The sequence below is a fragment of the Acinetobacter sp. FY731 genome (assembly GCF_059515905.1).
This window is the reverse complement of the sequence record NZ_JCAKNB010000021.1, coordinates 1-15810: the sequence shown is the minus strand read 5'-3', so window position 1 is coordinate 15810 and position 15810 is coordinate 1. Positions and strand designations below refer to the sequence as shown.

The following is a 15810-nucleotide window of genomic DNA, read 5'->3' as shown; positions in this document are numbered from 1 at the left end:
GGCACTGTTGCAAATAGGCTGACATGATAAGCTAAATATCTTATTTATTTCGAGATACAGCAGATGAATCCCTTCCACGGTCGGCACTTTCAAGGTGAAATCATTCTTTGGGCTGTTCGTTGGTATTGTAAATATGGCATCAGCTATCGTGAACTTCAAGAAATGCTCGCTGAACGAGGCATAAATGTGGATCACAGTACAATTTATCGTTGGGTTCAGCGTTATGCTCCAGAAATGGAAAAACGGTTACGCTGGTATTGGCGTAATCCTACAGATTTACATTCATGGCATATGGATGAGACTTATATCAAAGTGAAGGGGCGATGGACTTACCTGTATCGTGCAGTTGATCAATGGGGTCATACGATTGACTTTTACCTTTCCGCTAGACGGAACAGTAAATCAGCCTATAGTTTTCTAGGAAAGATCTTCAATACGGTGAAAAAATGGCAAATTCCACGGGTCATCAATACAGATAAAGCAGCGACCTATGGCCATGCTTTATCACGATTAAAGCGAGAAGGAAAATGTCCAGTAGATATTGAGCACAGGCAGATTAAGTATAAAAATAATGTCATTGAATGTGATCATGGTAAGTTAAAGCGAATCATCAGGGCCACATTAGGATTCAAATCTATGAAGACTGCTTATGCCACAATTAAAGGTATTGAAGTCATGCGTGCACTACGTAAAGGACAAGCATCGTCATTTTATTATGGTCAGCCTCAGGGTGAAGTGTGTCTAATCAACAGGGTTTTCGGTCTCTAAGCACTTTTTAAAGGGAACATCATCGACTCAAATCACTATTTGCAACAGTGCCATCTTTTTCAGATTCAATTAGTAATTGAACCGCTCTTTCTCTGATTTCAGGGGTCAATTTTACTTTGCCATTTGTAAGGTAAAAGGGGTCAATTTTAGAATGCCGTTGACAATAAGACGGCTTGCGTCATGTGAAGTCGCAAAGAAGCGGAAACGGCTACTTTCTGCATGTGATTAAATTTTTATGGCTGTTATAATTTATTTAGTTCTAAGGGCACTGTTGCAAATAACCACGAATGGTAAGCTGAAGACTGTTTTAGCTAAAGGTGCAGCATATGAATCCTTTCCATGGTCGGCATTTTCAGGGCGAAATCATTCTTTGGGCTGTGCGCTGGTATTGTAAATATGGCATTAGCTATCGTGAACTGCAGGAAATGCTGGCCGAACGGGGTGTGAATGTTGATCACACGACTATTTACCGTTGGGTTCAACGTTATGCTCCTGAAATAGAAAAACGTTTACGCTGGTATTGGCGTAATCCTACAGATCTGAGCTCGTGGCATATTGATGAAACCTATGTAAAAGTGAATGGACGATGGTCTTATCTGTATCGTGCAGTCGATCAACGTGGCGATACCATTGATTTTTATCTTTCTTCTAGACGTAATACCAAATCAGCATATTGTTTTCTTGGAAAAATTTTAAATAATGTGAAGAAGTGGCAAATTCCACAAGTGATCAACACGGATAAAGCACCCACATATGGACGTGCTTTATCACGGTTAAAACGGGAAGGTAAATGTCCACCAGACCTTGAGCACAGGCAGATTAAGTATAAAAATAACGTGATTGAATGTGATCATGGCAAGCTAAAGCGGATCATCAGGGCCACATTAGGATTCAAATCTATGAAGACGGCTTATGCCACAATTAAAGGTATTGAAGTCATGCGTGCACTACGTAAAGGACAAGCATCGTCATTTTATTATGGTCAGCCTCAGGGTGAAGTGTGTCTAATCAACAGGGTTTTCGGTCTCTAAGTACTTTTTAAAGGGAACATCATCGACTCAAATCTCTATTTGCAACAGTGCCCTTTGCTCGATGTTCTGGATTTTCACAGAGATCTAGAGTCCGGTAATAGGTTGAAGGTGCGATCGGTAAAATTCTACAAATCGCCTCAACACCATATAACGCCTTATTGTTATGGATAAAATCCACCATTATTTGTGTGGGCGGTCGAGCTCCGCCTGGGCGAAAAAAGCGGCTGCTTTACGTAGAATTTCATTGGCGCGTTGCAGTTCTTTATTTTCGCGTTCCAGTTGTTTGATACGTTCTTGGTCTGAAAGCTGCTGTACTTTAACTGGATTTTGTTTATCTAAATATTTTTGATACCAAACACGTAGTGTTTCAGGAGTACAACCCTTGCGCAGTATACTGCTCAGGGAGCAATAGCGGTGATCGCAGCCCAATTCGATGGATAATCTTTCTCGGATTCAATCAATAATTGAACAGCTCTTTCTCTGATTTCAGGGGTATATTTTACTTTTTTCATCGGGACATTCTCTCAGAAAGCTTGGTCTCCGACAAACCCGGTACGGTTCATCCATTTAATATCGAATTTCTTAAGCATTTTCCTGAGTTTTCTTATGAGATAGCCTAAGTATAATTCTTAGGCTATTTTTATAAACCATAATCCAAATTTCATAAAAAACTGATTAGGCAATTGTCTTAAAAACTAGGTCCGTAATCGTAACTATTTTCTGGCGTGGACTCTTTGCGACTGCCACTTGATTGCTCCGATTGATTTTTATAGAAATTATCAGCTCTATCTTCCTTATTTAATATACTAGGATCTTTAGGTTCTAAACTTAATCCTTTCATTGGAGATTTTGGTGAAGCACTGTCATTTTTAGCAGCCGAATCAACAGCTGGACTATTTTCAATTGACGTATTCACTTTTTGCTGAAGGGTAGTTTCAAATTTAATTTTGATATCCTCTGAATCAGCAATTTGTTGTACTTGCTTTTTAAACTCATCTGTTCCAAAAACTAAAACAACACCAAACTTTGCTCTCGCTAGGAATAAGGCATCACGGATATACTCATGTTGATGACTAACAACTGTAATTTCTGATGTGTTTTCCGTTTCAAAAAATGCAACTTTTTTTTGGTCCAGATAAAATTTTTGTCCAAATTTGTATTCGATTACATAGTCTTTTCTAAAAAGAGATGTCATTTGGGATTGCTGATGAGGTATAGACATTTTCTTTGAAGATTCTAATGTATTCAAGCGTTCTCCTTCTTGTTTTTTCTGAAGCTTGAGTCTTCGAGTGTATTCAAAGTATTGCAGCATTTGCTCAAACTCAGATTCAGCTAAATTTTCAGGAAGTTTGATTGTTCTTTTTTTCTCAACCTTAGGCACGAGCTCTAATTCTAGTGTTGAAGATGAAGACTGAGAGTTGTGCTTCTGTTCTTTTGGCTGCTTGAGTGGAGAAATATGTAGATTAAAATAAAGTTGCCAACATTGTTCAATCTCAGATGAATTGAAATATTGCTTATTTAGTTCTTTATGCTGAGTATAAATCAGATTTTGGATCCTAAGCATGAGGAGATCCTGATCTTGCTTATTAATATCAGGCAATTTCTTTTCATCAACACATTTTTTTAATGTTGATTGCAGTGACTCCATTGGTAAACCGCAACAATTTAAGAGCAAACAAGTTTTAATAATGGCTGTACTTTGATTTGTGTGCGTGGATCTAAATTTTTTAAAGAGTTCAGTAAAACACGACTCGATATTGTTTTGAGAAAGACGTTCGAAACTTGGTAATACTCTCTCATGGTTTGTGTCGATAATCTGTTCTTTTTCTTTGAGATCTTTTACAGTGGCGTGGAACAATTCTTTAAATTCCGACGTACCCCTGAGCGTTCCTTTCTTTTTAGAATCAAGTGCTTTTATACATTGTTGTAGTCGGGTCACGGAATAATTACTGAACACTAGGATCCCATATCTATTTTGAATGGCTATCGGTTCATTCTGATCAAAGAGGATTTTTGCTTTTTCAATCTTAGGGTTATCTTGGCAAATAAAATTTTTAGATTGACGCTGATCAAATAAAAATTGTTGTTGCATAAGCAAGTGATGTGAGAGGGGAAAAAGTTTTAAAAAATCTGCGTAAGACGTTATTTTCGAGGAATCAAAATTTGGAGAAAGTGAAAAGTTTTTTTGTAGTGCTTCAGATGTCTCTTTACTCAAGCTTTTATGTTGATCGTTATATTCTTCTCTTTGTAATACTCTTGAATTTATTTGATCAGCATAGTGCTGGTAATGCAGCAGAGTAGAAATGACATCAGATGATTGCTCTGGAAATTTCTGCTGCCATTGTTTTAAAAAATAATTTTTATTGTGCTTATAAATTTCATTTTCAAATACAATTTCTTGATATTCATTTTTACGATTTTTACTGATTGAATCTTTTTCTACTTTTAGTTTTAGATAAACGTCATGAAGATCTTTAACTAGAAAATCTTCATTTTTAAATAAATGGTAAGAATGTAGCGTTGCTTTTGCTAATTGCACGTGCTGAACAGTATTGCTTAATTTGATCAGAGGAATTATTTTGTGATCGACATCATGATGAGTAAAATCCCCCCATTGTTTTTCTAAGCTTTTTAGAGTGACTTGTTTATTACAAAATAAAGAGGCTTTAAAGGTGAGTGTTCGTTTTTCATTTGTCTGAATTTTAAAAATACTACCACTGCGTTTTTTTTCATACAAAATTCCAATTTTGGCTAATCGTTGGTGCCAGTCTTGCCAGTTTTTAGCACTGCTCATTACCTGCTGAATATCACGTTCAATATCGTATTGATAGTTTGTTGACTCTGCGATTTCACTACTTATTCGACTTTTTTGTTGATGTCGATATTCTTGATCTCTAATTTTTGAATAAATTTTTTCAGCATCAGGCTGAGGTAAATAATCTGGATTTTTTTCACATTGTCCCGTGTCATGCTTATAGATAAACATTGGATTAGGCTCTGGTTCCCAGCCCTGTTTGGCTTCAATTTCTGCAGCAGCTCGATGTACAGCATTATAAATCCAACCACCTCCTAAATCGATAGCTTCATTTTCACTGTGTTTATTTTTTTTGTAGGGATGAACTTTATTGACGATTAAATGAAAGTGCACGTTGTCTGTATCTATATGCATTGCATATTGCATTTGCAGTTCTTCTGCACCCAGATGCTTCACCAAAATATCAATTTGTTCTTCTAATTGTTCAGTGGTTGGAACTTCAAGTTTTTTAAAACTTCCGACCATATGTACGATTGGGTCAATCACACGAGAGTTCAAACTGGCCGTTTGTGACATTTCTATTTTTTGATAGTGAGGATCATCATCTAAAAAATTTCTCGAGTTTGAATAGACACATTTTTCAGAGAGTAAATTTTCATCAAAACCAGGATGAAGCTGATGAATATATTCAGACAAATGGTGAGCACGTGTCTGCTTCGGATGGTGAATATAATCCGATAATCCAGTCACCCGTTCTTCTACTGAAGACCCGATCATATTCGGAATGACTTTAATAATCATACTTTATCCAATCTATCATTGAGTTTACGTACAGTCATTTTGATCTCAGTGATGAGCTGTTCTATTTCCTCTAATTCATTCAAAATGAGTCGTGTATCTTTGAGTTTTTCCAAAATTTTTGTCAGCATAATTCCGAGGACTCTCACAGCATGAATGTTTCGTTGATCTAAAAACTTGGGTTGAGCATCAGTGAAAATTTTCAAGCGTATATAGTCCGATTGACTCATATGCAACGTCTCATAGGCATTCTTCATCTGTTGATATTCATCTTCTGTAATGCGAATAATGATTTGTTTTTTTCTTAATGCTTTGTCTTTCATTTTTTCTACTGTATGCAAATTGAGACCGAGCGGAGCGAGCTCGAGATTTGTGAATCTGGACGATGTGATATACATCGTCCCATCCTGTATATTTTTAGCGGTGAATGAATGAGCTGAAGATTATGAAAATCATACTTGTTTTTTCTTTTTTTTCTTAGCACAAAAAGTTACATTTTTCAGTAATTTAAAAATCAAAAAAGGGTCATATTTTGCCATTTTTCTCAAAGTAGATATTTCGAATAATGATCTTGTAAATTTATTTTCAGGAAAAAAATTTAATGCAAGATCAGAGTATTTTAAAATTCGATAGTGAAAATCAGGATGACAAAAGTCTTAAATTTTCAACAGATAATTCTTTTGAAGATAAAGTTCAAAAAGAAGAAAAGCATTCAAAACTTGTTGAGAAGAATCAAAAAATATATAGCAAAAATGATTCTAAAAACTTTGAAAACATTCTTCTTTGTTATATAAAAGAATTGAATGAAAAGACCATTACACGGAATCAATTGCTTACTCAGCATAAGAAAACTTTACTTCAACTCTTTGGTCTTGGTGCAACAACCGGAGAAATACTAGACTTTCTAAAAATAAACAATTTTGTGGGTATTACTGAGGAAACTTTAAAAGAGTTTTTCAAGAAGAAAAAATAAATTATGGTGTGAAGTAATCAATAAAAATTGCTTCACACAAAGCAATTGATCCCAACTGAAATAATTCTGTGTCAGCTTAATTCTAGACATATTCCAGGCTCTGTTCGGTAACATACTTGTACCGAGTGAAAGCTTGGCTTTGCCGAACCTACCATAATCCATGAAGATATTGTCTAAACCAACCCGCTTCATATCTGTGAACAAATCATAAGTATGCTTGGCTTTAGGCTCAAGACAAGTCAGTATCACGCCACACTTCTTGAAGCCAATATCTTTCTGATATAAGTCATCTATCATCTCAGTGGCGATCTTGCACAGCGTTAATACATTGTCGGTTGGCTCTGGCAAAGTGAGCGCTGCAGACTTACTGTAATATGGAAATATTTATCTGTATTAACTGGATTGTACGAAACCAATCATGTAACCACACAACAATCTTTCACCTCTTAGCCGAGATACCGCATCTTGTACATAGAACGCCATTGCTTCTTTCAGAGCGTCCATATGGTAAATCCTTTGACCAAAGGAACGACTCGCAAAAATTTGTTTTCTCGGGGCTTGAGTAGCTGCATACCAAGTAGCTCCGAATGTGTATTAGAAAGATTTAGATCCTGCAATAAAGCTGCTTCTTAAGGAAACTTTGAAGCTTTAGAATTATACGTATTCACGACTTTTGTAATTCCTTTTAATGCCTCCATTAGATCTGCTTCGACATATAAAAGGGAAGGCTGCTCAAGGTAATAACCCACATATTTGAGTGTTTCTTCGGATCACATCACTTTATAGCTATAATTTTTTTGTTCAAAAGTACCTCCTGAAGATATTTTTATGGACCGCTAGCTTTATAGGAATTGAGGTATCTAAACCTTATACTGAAGAGATTCTACAGTATTGAGTACGGAAAGCAGCCCACTCATACTTTCCAGTTGTTCTATAGGAATTCCTCCAGTCAATAGATTGGGCGAGTTGAGAAAATGGTGCATCCACTTGATATCACCACCATTCAGATGATATAGAGCCTTGTAAATCCGAATGAGGATTAATGCTATTTCTACTTGTTTAGAGTTAGGATCTAGCATTAGACTTGAATCAGATAAAACCATATCAACGCATTCAAGATGCAGAATTCTTACAAATTGTTCTGGTTTTAGCCCAAGCTGCTGAGCCGCTTTCCATGAAGTTTTAGCTAAAAGTCTAGATCTATTTATAGGTTGTGAAAGTGGATTCATGAGTATGCCTTCAATATAAGAAATATTTCTTTTTCACATTACCTGAAAAAAAGTATTTTAAAATTTGTTCTATCAGTCCCATGAACAGGACGGATTTAGGGTCCACGTTTTTTTATGGTCTTCATTGAGTAAATTGAAAAGTTTTCTGAATAGAAAACTTTACCAACTATGGGTTGTTCCGCAATCAGAGTTTTTTTGTTTCCCTTTTCAGCAATATGGCTAAACAATTTATTGATCAAAAAACACCATAAAAGATGTCAAAAATACAATGGTTGTTCTCCCGGTAAGTAACGTGGAATAAAACCAATAAAAAGAATTAAAGTGATGGTTTTTTTGCAGATATTTGTAATACTGAGTTTAAGTTTTGCCAAGTTTTCCATTTTTTAGCAACTTGCGTTGCTATAGAACACAATTTATAGCCATGAATTAAGTCCGCACTCATTTTTATGTGAGGACTTAATTAAGGTTAAGAGCCATCTATCACATATGATAATAAGGCGTGTTCGTCAGATGATCATAGAAATTGGTTAAAAATTGATCATATATATTCTGTAAACTAATTAAAGATACTTGCTGAAATCCATATTCTTCAAAAAATTGATTATCAACAAAATATGCAACAGCTTCATATGTCGTGAGATGGCGTGCAACGTTAAGCTGTTTGCAAAAGCCTGGTTCAAATAGTAATTGCAGGGCCGTAGTTTCGATAATTTTAGAAGCAACTATTTTTGAAATGGTCCGTACATTAAGATTGCGGATTTCAGATCTAATTGATTTAAGAACTACATGAGAGGAATTATTCATAATCGAGCCTTTAAGTGAATAGATTTTTCTTAAAAGAAAAATTTACTTAAATTATTTGTTATGAAAGAATGCAAAGGTAAAACGTCGAAATTTTACAATCTTTCATTTCCTTAGTTTGGAATGAAAAGCATGGGTGTCCTATTGTCTAGATAGGTCACTCATGCACATACAATATTGATCATCTAATTTCCCTCCTTGATTTTAAAAAGATGTTTTTTGTCGAAATAGACAATAAAATACTACTAATATTTATATGTAAACTTGCCTATTTAGTCAAGTTATTATTGTCGAATTATGGTGTTTTATTATGATGCTTGAAATGGATGTTGATTTGTTTTGTCTAAGACTAAAAGAAATCAGAAAAATGAGAAAAATGACACAGCATGAATTGGCGGAAAAATCAGGCATACCATCTACATCAATTGCACATTTTGAGGCTGGTTCTCGTAAACCATCGTTAGAAAATTTTTATAAGTTAGTTGTTGTACTGAATATATCTGCTGATTATTTATTAGGATGTGTAGATCAATATACTCATTTAAGTAGCGATCCAATTACAAAATCTATTCAAGCATTACCTGAATCAGAAAGACAAATGATTGAAAAATTCATCTTGTCGTTGCAAAACTAAAATTTTATATCAAAACTGTATCACCACGTCTCTCCTTAAGATCAATATGACAATAGTCAGGGTGGAGGGGTTCCCACTATCTTAGAAATTTAGCAGCAGCATTTAGCGGTTTGACCTTCAAAGCAGTCATGATACGAATTAGCTCAAAAAAGCACTCACTATTATAGCGTAGCTGATATGGGCGTTTCAGGCATTTGGATCGTGAAATCTGCAAGTCAGCCGCAATCATGAAACGTAGGGTTTCTACTGAAAAATCGAATCCACGCATGGTGGTGAGCTTTTCATACGCTAAAGTGGGTCCGAAACCATGCAGTTGGTCAGAAATAATGGAAAGGCACTTTGATTTTAACAGGACGTCATGGCGACGATGACCCGGTTGACCACGACTGGCATGTGCCATACCTGAGACACCATCTTGATTGAGCTTCTGCAATAACCGGGTAATTTGACGGGTGGAAAGATTCAGGATTTCAGCAGCACGGACCTGGGTAATACGATGATCTCTAACGTCTTGCAGAACTGCAAGACGTTGAATTTCTTTATCAGACATAGTGATCAGCATCTATATTTTATATCCAGTCCATGCTGATAAAAACCATCATAAACCAGACATTTTTATTGGTGAGAATATAGACACTTTAAATGGGTTCTAACATTTTGTGTTATTCCCAAGTAGAAATGTCCTACCTAATAACCAAATAGAAATGTCCTATACAGACACTTCCAAGTCAAGCACAGGATTCAGATTTCGTTCTTTGATTACTGTTTTCTGTGCACGTCTGCTTGGCATCTTTTGAGAACGATTACGTTTGTTTTGTTGTTCTAATTCTTCGTGCTGTTGTTGAATATGACTGAGAACGGCACCTAACCGTTTATTCTCAACAATCTCTCGCTGGTTCAGCTGACTTAATTTATCGAAGATGCTGTAATTGATTTTTCTTCCCTGATATTCAATTGCAACTGTACCATCCGGGTATTCCAGAAACTCAATATACTTGCCGATCAGCCTCTGATTTTCTTCTGTATTCTCCAGGAGATATACGCATTTATCATATGTAATCGTCAGGCTGTTTGTAACTCTGCGAGGTTCACGCCAGGTAAAAATATCATCTAATTCTTCAGCTGTTTCAGTGACAGTCCGGTGTAGATCCTTAGGATTAAAGGCCATCTTGGCAAATTTACGATTAAATTGCTCAATAAAGCAGGGCAACCACTTATTGGCATCTGCAATCGAACTGATGCCTTCCAGACGCATCTCTTTGATCAGACGGTCCTGAAGCGTTCTATTGGCGCGTTCTACACGGCCTTTGGCTTGAGGGGAGTTAGCGAAAATGATATCGATATTGAGAGTGCTCAGGACACGTCCAAATTGGGTAATCTTGGTGTCTTTCTTACTGCTTTGATTCACCCTAAAAACTGAATGTTTGTCACTGTAAAATGCCAATGGCTTACCATGCTGTTCAACATACAAACGTGTCGAAATCATATAGTCAAAGGCTGACTCTGACGCACAGAAGCGTAAATGCTGCAATTTTCCTGTCGCATCATCGATAAACACCAGTAGACAGCATTTAGGTGCTCGTCCTTCAAACCAGTCATGGTGTGAACCGTCGATCTGGATCAGCTCACCAAAGCAATCCCGGTTGTAACGAGGCTGATATGGGCGTTTCAGGCGCTTGGATCGAGGAATCCATAAGTCAGCTGCAATCATCCAAGAACGCAGGGTTTCCACTGAAAGATCGAATCCATGTACGGTGGTGAGCTTTTCATGCGCTAAAGTGGGTCCAAAACCATGGAGTTGGTCAGAAACAATATTAAGGCACTTGAGTCTGACTTCTTCAGGAAGTTTGGAATTGCTGATTTGGCCACGACCGGCATGGGCTAATGCAGCGGGACCTTGAGCTTTGTATTTCTGCAGTAAGCGTCTGATCTGACGTTCTGAGATATGAAGTAGCTGAGCAGCCTTGGATTGAGTTATGCGTTGATCACAGATTTCCTGCAAGACCGACAATCGTTTAAGTTCTTTATCCGACATAGACACCAACATATCAAACCGTCCGCTAAGGAAATTGCAAAAGTGCATATTCTAAAAGCGGACATTTTTACTTTGGAGAAACCGGACATTTCTATTTTGGGCTTACATTTTGGATTCGCATAAGAGATTTTATGTTAAATATAAAATTTTTTAGATATAAGGTATTAAAAAATATGTAGAAAATTTCTAGGTTGTAATATAAGAGTCTAATATATTATAAGATACTAAAAAATAGGCGGAAAATTTCGTAAATGGGCAATATGCCAAAGAAAGCTTTTGAAAAAATTTTTCAATTAGCATTTAAGTATCCTTGGTTAAAGCCTAAAACGACTGCTTTAGGTACACTGTTATTTGAAGATTGTGAAACTGAGGAACAAGCTCAACTAATTATTGATATTTTAGACAATCTTAGGCATATAACTATTCAGGAATATAATGACGGTATAAGTAATTTAGCACTAGATATTGCCACCTGTGGAGTTGAACCAGAATTAACTTTTATTACTGCTATGTCAGCAGATTCAACAGCTGATAGTGGGCAAAGCGTACTTTATGACTTAAAAGGTGAGTTATCAAAGTTAGAATGGACAGGATATAGATCTGTTAACCGTTATGATCAAACTCCAAAAGCTTATAAGGAGTTTAGAAAAACTAAGGGAGATCAAAGTATCACTATCATATTAGTGGATAATTTTGTTGGTACTGGCGAAACAGTAATTAATAGAGTTAAGAGAATTAAAGAGTTATTTAGTGAATCTAACTTACCTATACCTAATGTACTAGTTAAAGTTTTAATTTCTAGTAAGACTGGTGATGAAAATGTAAAAAATAATAATATAGATTTTTCATGTAGTTATGTTGTTTTAGATAATATTTTAGAAAAAATATATGATCAAAATCAGGTAGAAAATAAAAAAGATATGATGAGAACAATAGAGGGAAAATTATCGCAATCCCATAATTATAGAGCACTTCCTAGCCTTGGATATGGGGAATTACAAGTTGCTTTATCTATAGAAAGTAAAAATACTCCTAACAATGTATTTCCTATTTTTTGGTGGAAATATTACTCTAATTATACAGTACGTGATGTCCTATTACACAGAGCTATGGATGATGCATGATGATGAAGAATGTCCAATTAAAAAATGAATTACTAAAAATTTTATTAACGGCATCTAATCACACTTTGCAGGCTTATACAGCAAATAAGAGGATAGGAGTTGCTTCTAACATCTTTTTTAATTTGATTTTTGAACTCGAGAAAGAAAAATATATAGAAGTGGATGGGCTATTTGTTCGTCTTTTAGATAAAGGTATCGAGTATATTCTTCTATTGATAGATCATGAGAAGAAAAATAAAAATAAAATTCCTAAAAATTTTTTATCAGAAAAGAAGATACTTCCTAGTGATTTTTATATTCCTAAAAGAAGTTTACTTTAAATATCTATGGCTTATAATTCAAAAACCTGTAAGGATTAGTATTTTGGAGCGAGTCGCTTCTAACGTTTACGGGTCTTTGACCTTGACCTTACTATTCAATGAAAAAATTGAATAGTAAGGGCCGAACAGCTACCGCTGATTCGAGGTAAGAAAATAAGATTTCTTTTGATCGTAATCAAAAGAAACTTCTTTTCTTACAAAGCAAGTAATTTAAGGTAATCCTTACAGGTCTAATATGACAAATAGTAAAATTATTCATCAATGGGTCGAGTATTTCGAAGATATTGGTATTAAAGATGAATATATTGAAGAATATAGAGATATTATCCAAAATCTTAGTAAGAATAATGTTCCTGTTATATTTGAGATAGAACATTTATCTAAGTTAGTCGGTATCAATGTACCAACATTGTATTCTATGATATTTTGCTCTGAAAAGTTTTATAGATCCTTCGAAATAGCCCAAAAAAACGGTAAAAATAGAACTATTACAACTCCATTTAAATCTTTAAAATTAGTTCAAACATGGATTTATAAAAATATATTAAAACAAGGCTATATACATAAATCAGCTCATGGATTTGTGAAAAAAAGATCAATTAAGTCTAATGCAAATCTTCATAAGAATTCTAATGTTTTTCTACAATTAGATATTAAGAATTTTTTTCCATCAATTCCTTTATCTTGGATAGTTAATTATTTCAATAAGTTAGGTTATTCTAAGAAAATTTCTTTTTATTTAGCAAAATTATGTTGCTATCAAGACTGTCTAGGTCAAGGTGCTCCTACAAGCCCAGCTTTATCAAATTTAGTTTTTTTTGCTTTGGATAAAAGACTATTAAATTATGCCACTCAGAACAATATAATTTATTCTAGATACGCAGATGATATGGTTTTTTCTGGAGCAGAAGTTACCTTAAATTTTAAAAATTTTGTTATCCATTTGATCAAGAAATATGGCTTTAAGGTAAATAGTAAAAAAACTAAATTAAAAATAAATGCTAATCAAAATATTATTACAGGTATACAGATTAAAAATAGCATGCTTTTTGTTCCCAAAAAATATAAAAGAGAACTATCTAAAGATTTGTACTACATAAGAAAATTTGGAATTGTTTCGCACGTTTCTAAAAAACGAATTAAAGATCCGAATTATATTTATTCGTTATTAGGTAAAGTAAATTTTGTACTCAGCATAGAATCTAATAATAGTGAATATTTGGAATATAAAAGAGAACTAGAAAATATATTGACGTAAAAATTAGTTATATATTGTTATGATCTTAATTGTGAATGAACTGGTTCTTTCAAATTTTTATTCTTAAATTTTCCTAAAATTAACGTAATACGCGTTATACGAATCTAAAAATGGGAGCCTTTAGCTCCCATTTTTATTGTTAAACATTGAATCCTATATGTTTTCCTGTTGGAAGCTCTACATCAATACGGAGCTTCCCTCCCATTGCCTCAACATACTTTTTCATGGTTGAAATCTTAAGATCATTGCCACGATTTTCTATTGCTGAAAGCGATGGTTGTTTTATTCCCAAAGTTTCAGCAAGCTCTTTTTGAGAAATTTCGAGTTCTTCACGAATAAGATGAAGCTGATTTTCTAGCAGTAATTCATCTGCCATTTTTTGAATACGGGCTTGGCTCTCTGGAGAGCGGCTAGCTAACAATTCTTGCAGAGTCTTAGCCATTAGATTTATCTCCTAGGGTGGTGAGATGAAGTTGGTATTGTTCATCTGCAATATCCAGCATGTCTTTATAAAAACGCTTTTTACCGCCTTTATCAGCAATACATAGAACAATAGCCTGTCGTAAGGGATCAAATGCGAAGAAAGCTCTTAAGGGTCTACCGCGGTGTTGAACGCGCAGTTCTTTCATATTGGTAAATTTAGACTCATACACAGTATCTACTAAAGGGCGGCCTAAACTCGGTCCCTGCTGCTGTAGAACGACCAGGGCAGCTAGGACCTTCTCTTGTGTAGATTCATCTTGCTGTTCAAGCCACTGATTAAATAGATCTGTCGTAATGACTGTCCACATACCACAACCAAAATATAGATTATAGTCTATATTTTAGGAGGATTATGCTTGTTTTGCAAATGAGAAATGATAGGCAATAAAAAACCCCGGCATCCTGCCGGGGTTTTTCGTATGGGTTCGCTCGGTATAACTCCTGTCGTACCTTACAGTCCTTGTGCGTATCGTTGTTCTTATTATTGTGTAGAACTTCCTGTTCCTGATGAATCCATCATAAAAAAATTTCAGGAGCCTGGACAGCCGCAAAGGGCCGGAATTGTTGTGAGCATATGCGTACAAGACCGGCTAAAAACTGTCCCTGTTTTATCCGCAGAAATTGTGGATGATTTTCGATGTTAAACCCATATAAAGATTATGTATTTATCTATTTTGATGTATTTTTGATCAATTTTATTGGCGAGAAGTATCAAAACCACTCATAAAAAAGCCGAATTGTTTCAAAATCGGCTTTTTGGGCATTTTGGGATTTTTCTTGTTTTATTAAGTAGTTGATATTTCAATTAATATACAAGTGTTGTTATTCCCAAGTAGAAATGTCCTACCTAATAACCAAATAGAAATGTCCTATACAGACACTTCCAAGTCAAGCACAGGATTCAGATTTCTACGTAGTGCACGCATGACTTCAATACCTTTAATTGTGGCATAAGCAGTCTTCATAGATTTGAATCCTAATGTGGCCCTGATGATTCGCTTTAACTTACCATGATCACATTCAATGACATTATTTTTATACTTAATCTGCCTGTGCTCAATATCTACTGGACATTTTCCTTCTCGCTTTAATCGTGATAAAGCATGGCCATAGGTCGCTGCTTTATCTGTATTGATGACCCGTGGAATTTGCCATTTTTTCACCGTATTGAAGATCTTTCCTAGAAAACTATAGGCTGATTTACTGTTCCGTCTAGCGGAAAGGTAAAAGTCAATCGTATGACCCCATTGATCAACTGCACGATACAGGTAAGTCCATCGCCCCTTCACTTTGATATAAGTCTCATCCATATGCCATGAATGTAAATCTGTAGGATTACGCCAATACCAGCGTAACCGTTTTTCCATTTCTGGAGCATAACGCTGAACCCAACGATAAATTGTACTGTGATCCACATTTATGCCTCGTTCAGCGAGCATTTCTTGAAGTTCACGATAGCTGATGCCATATTTACAATACCAACGAACAGCCCAAAGAATGATTTCACCTTGAAAGTGCCGACCGTGGAAGGGATTCATCTGCTGTATCTCGAAATAAATAAGATATTTAGCTTATCATGTCAGCCTATTTGCAACAGTGCC

Annotated in this window: 15 protein-coding genes, 4 pseudogenes and 1 other annotated feature; of the genes and pseudogenes, 7 read left to right on the top strand and 12 right to left on the bottom strand. The window is 35.4% G+C overall.

The annotated features are described in order from the left end of the window. The first annotated feature begins 63 nt into the window (after window positions 1-63). The gene (locus AC5YC8_RS13710) at window positions 64-768 is read left to right on the top strand and encodes an IS6-like element IS1008 family transposase (protein WP_496120262.1); all 705 of its coding nucleotides are present in this window, start codon (window positions 64-66) and stop codon (window positions 766-768) included. Window positions 769-1094: 326 nt separating this feature from the next. After that, entirely contained in the window at window positions 1095-1799 is a 705-nt protein-coding gene (locus tag AC5YC8_RS13705; RefSeq protein WP_001067784.1) for an IS6-like element IS1006 family transposase, read from the top strand. 52 nt (window positions 1800-1851) lie between these two features. Here AC5YC8_RS13705 and AC5YC8_RS13700 read toward each other — a convergent pair. The 3 genes and pseudogenes from AC5YC8_RS13700 to AC5YC8_RS13690 form a co-directional block, all read right to left on the bottom strand. Continuing rightward, window positions 1852-2311, bottom strand: a pseudogene (locus AC5YC8_RS13700) (IS3 family transposase); the annotation flags it as partial. Continuing rightward, window positions 1906-2022 (bottom strand) — a sequence feature (AL1L pseudoknot). Its footprint overlaps the pseudogene before it by 117 nt. 176 nt (window positions 2312-2487) lie before the next feature. Then, the gene (locus AC5YC8_RS13695; protein WP_496120411.1) at window positions 2488-5355 is read right to left on the bottom strand and encodes a relaxase/mobilization nuclease domain-containing protein; all 2868 of its coding nucleotides are present in this window, start codon (window positions 5353-5355) and stop codon (window positions 2488-2490) included. After that, a complete protein-coding gene (locus AC5YC8_RS13690; protein WP_280956551.1) occupies window positions 5352-5675 on the bottom strand; it encodes a plasmid mobilization protein in 324 nt (107 codons plus the stop codon). The genes AC5YC8_RS13695 and AC5YC8_RS13690 overlap by 4 nt, the downstream gene beginning before the upstream one ends. Before the next feature lie 278 nt (window positions 5676-5953). On the opposite strand from AC5YC8_RS13690, the gene AC5YC8_RS13685 reads away from it, so the two are divergent. Further along, the gene (locus AC5YC8_RS13685) at window positions 5954-6325 is read left to right on the top strand and encodes a hypothetical protein (protein ID WP_496120407.1); all 372 of its coding nucleotides are present in this window, start codon (window positions 5954-5956) and stop codon (window positions 6323-6325) included. Here the strand turns inward: AC5YC8_RS13685 and AC5YC8_RS13680 are convergent. The 4 genes and pseudogenes from AC5YC8_RS13680 to AC5YC8_RS13665 form a co-directional block, all read right to left on the bottom strand. Beyond that, a pseudogene (locus AC5YC8_RS13680) lies at window positions 6296-6868 on the bottom strand (DinB/UmuC family translesion DNA polymerase). The gene AC5YC8_RS13685 and the pseudogene AC5YC8_RS13680 sit on opposite strands and share 30 nt — an antisense overlap. Window positions 6869-7185: 317 nt before the next feature. After that, window positions 7186-7554: an antitoxin Xre/MbcA/ParS toxin-binding domain-containing protein gene (locus AC5YC8_RS13675; protein ID WP_496120405.1), complete on the bottom strand. Its 369-nt coding sequence runs from the start codon at window positions 7552-7554 to the stop codon at window positions 7186-7188. Between the two features lie 316 nt (window positions 7555-7870). Then, window positions 7871-7996, bottom strand: a complete 126-nt coding sequence (locus AC5YC8_RS13670) for a hypothetical protein (protein WP_496164868.1) — start codon at window positions 7994-7996, stop codon at window positions 7871-7873. A 38-nt stretch (window positions 7997-8034) separates the two neighbouring features. Beyond that, window positions 8035-8358, bottom strand: a complete 324-nt coding sequence (locus AC5YC8_RS13665) for a hypothetical protein (protein WP_253148911.1) — start codon at window positions 8356-8358, stop codon at window positions 8035-8037. Window positions 8359-8665: 307 nt separating this feature from the next. Here AC5YC8_RS13665 and AC5YC8_RS13660 point away from each other — a divergent pair, with 307 nt between their 5' ends. Next, window positions 8666-8989 carry a helix-turn-helix domain-containing protein gene (locus AC5YC8_RS13660; RefSeq protein ID WP_496120404.1) on the top strand — a complete coding sequence of 108 codons (324 nt, stop codon included), beginning with the start codon at window positions 8666-8668 and terminating at the stop codon, window positions 8987-8989. A 95-nt stretch (window positions 8990-9084) separates the two neighbouring features. Here the strand turns inward: AC5YC8_RS13660 and AC5YC8_RS13655 are convergent. Next, window positions 9085-9551, bottom strand: a pseudogene (locus tag AC5YC8_RS13655) (helix-turn-helix domain-containing protein); the annotation flags it as partial. A gap of 147 nt (window positions 9552-9698) precedes the next feature. Further along, on the bottom strand, window positions 9699-11024 hold the full coding sequence (locus tag AC5YC8_RS13650) for an ISNCY family transposase (RefSeq protein WP_496120402.1): 1326 nt from the start codon (window positions 11022-11024) through the stop codon (window positions 9699-9701). 251 nt (window positions 11025-11275) lie between these two features. On the opposite strand from AC5YC8_RS13650, the gene AC5YC8_RS13645 reads away from it, so the two are divergent. From AC5YC8_RS13645 to AC5YC8_RS13635, 3 genes are all read left to right on the top strand, one after another. Continuing rightward, window positions 11276-12148 carry a phosphoribosyltransferase-like protein gene (locus AC5YC8_RS13645; RefSeq protein ID WP_496120400.1) on the top strand — a complete coding sequence of 291 codons (873 nt, stop codon included), beginning with the start codon at window positions 11276-11278 and terminating at the stop codon, window positions 12146-12148. Further along, on the top strand, window positions 12145-12468 hold the full coding sequence (locus tag AC5YC8_RS13640; protein ID WP_496120398.1) for a hypothetical protein: 324 nt from the start codon (window positions 12145-12147) through the stop codon (window positions 12466-12468). The genes AC5YC8_RS13645 and AC5YC8_RS13640 overlap by 4 nt, the downstream gene beginning before the upstream one ends. Window positions 12469-12703: 235 nt before the next feature. Then, entirely contained in the window at window positions 12704-13726 is a 1023-nt protein-coding gene (locus tag AC5YC8_RS13635; protein ID WP_496120396.1) for a retron St85 family RNA-directed DNA polymerase, read from the top strand. A gap of 139 nt (window positions 13727-13865) precedes the next feature. Here AC5YC8_RS13635 and AC5YC8_RS13630 read toward each other — a convergent pair whose 3' ends face one another. The 3 genes and pseudogenes from AC5YC8_RS13630 to AC5YC8_RS13620 form a co-directional block, all read right to left on the bottom strand. After that, window positions 13866-14168 carry a helix-turn-helix domain-containing protein gene (locus tag AC5YC8_RS13630; protein ID WP_001140620.1) on the bottom strand — a complete coding sequence of 101 codons (303 nt, stop codon included), beginning with the start codon at window positions 14166-14168 and terminating at the stop codon, window positions 13866-13868. Beyond that, on the bottom strand, window positions 14161-14517 hold the full coding sequence (locus tag AC5YC8_RS13625) for a type II toxin-antitoxin system RelE/ParE family toxin (protein WP_000269911.1): 357 nt from the start codon (window positions 14515-14517) through the stop codon (window positions 14161-14163). Before AC5YC8_RS13625 ends, AC5YC8_RS13630 begins: the two co-directional genes overlap by 8 nt. Window positions 14518-15117: 600 nt before the next feature. Then, window positions 15118-15747 (bottom strand): annotated as a pseudogene (locus AC5YC8_RS13620) (IS6 family transposase); the annotation flags it as partial. Between the last annotated feature and the right edge of the window lie 63 nt (window positions 15748-15810).

Excerpts from the sequence above, each read along its gene's own strand:
- AC5YC8_RS13710 (WP_496120262.1), top strand. The coding sequence starts at position 64 with ATGAATCCCTTCCACGGTCGGCACTTTCAAGGTGAAATCATTCTTTGG.
- AC5YC8_RS13705 (WP_001067784.1), top strand. The coding sequence starts at position 1,095 with ATGAATCCTTTCCATGGTCGGCATTTTCAGGGCGAAATCATTCTTTGG.
- AC5YC8_RS13695 (WP_496120411.1), bottom strand. The coding sequence starts at position 5,355 with ATGATTATTAAAGTCATTCCGAATATGATCGGGTCTTCAGTAGAAGAA.
- AC5YC8_RS13690 (WP_280956551.1), bottom strand. The coding sequence starts at position 5,675 with ATGAAAGACAAAGCATTAAGAAAAAAACAAATCATTATTCGCATTACA.
- AC5YC8_RS13685 (WP_496120407.1), top strand. The coding sequence starts at position 5,954 with ATGCAAGATCAGAGTATTTTAAAATTCGATAGTGAAAATCAGGATGAC.
- AC5YC8_RS13675 (WP_496120405.1), bottom strand. The coding sequence starts at position 7,554 with ATGAATCCACTTTCACAACCTATAAATAGATCTAGACTTTTAGCTAAA.
- AC5YC8_RS13670 (WP_496164868.1), bottom strand. The coding sequence starts at position 7,996 with ATGAGTGCGGACTTAATTCATGGCTATAAATTGTGTTCTATAGCAACG.
- AC5YC8_RS13665 (WP_253148911.1), bottom strand. The coding sequence starts at position 8,358 with ATGAATAATTCCTCTCATGTAGTTCTTAAATCAATTAGATCTGAAATC.
- AC5YC8_RS13660 (WP_496120404.1), top strand. The coding sequence starts at position 8,666 with ATGATGCTTGAAATGGATGTTGATTTGTTTTGTCTAAGACTAAAAGAA.
- AC5YC8_RS13650 (WP_496120402.1), bottom strand. The coding sequence starts at position 11,024 with ATGTCGGATAAAGAACTTAAACGATTGTCGGTCTTGCAGGAAATCTGT.
- AC5YC8_RS13645 (WP_496120400.1), top strand. The coding sequence starts at position 11,276 with ATGGGCAATATGCCAAAGAAAGCTTTTGAAAAAATTTTTCAATTAGCA.
- AC5YC8_RS13640 (WP_496120398.1), top strand. The coding sequence starts at position 12,145 with ATGATGATGAAGAATGTCCAATTAAAAAATGAATTACTAAAAATTTTA.
- AC5YC8_RS13635 (WP_496120396.1), top strand. The coding sequence starts at position 12,704 with ATGACAAATAGTAAAATTATTCATCAATGGGTCGAGTATTTCGAAGAT.
- AC5YC8_RS13630 (WP_001140620.1), bottom strand. The coding sequence starts at position 14,168 with ATGGCTAAGACTCTGCAAGAATTGTTAGCTAGCCGCTCTCCAGAGAGC.
- AC5YC8_RS13625 (WP_000269911.1), bottom strand. The coding sequence starts at position 14,517 with ATGTGGACAGTCATTACGACAGATCTATTTAATCAGTGGCTTGAACAG.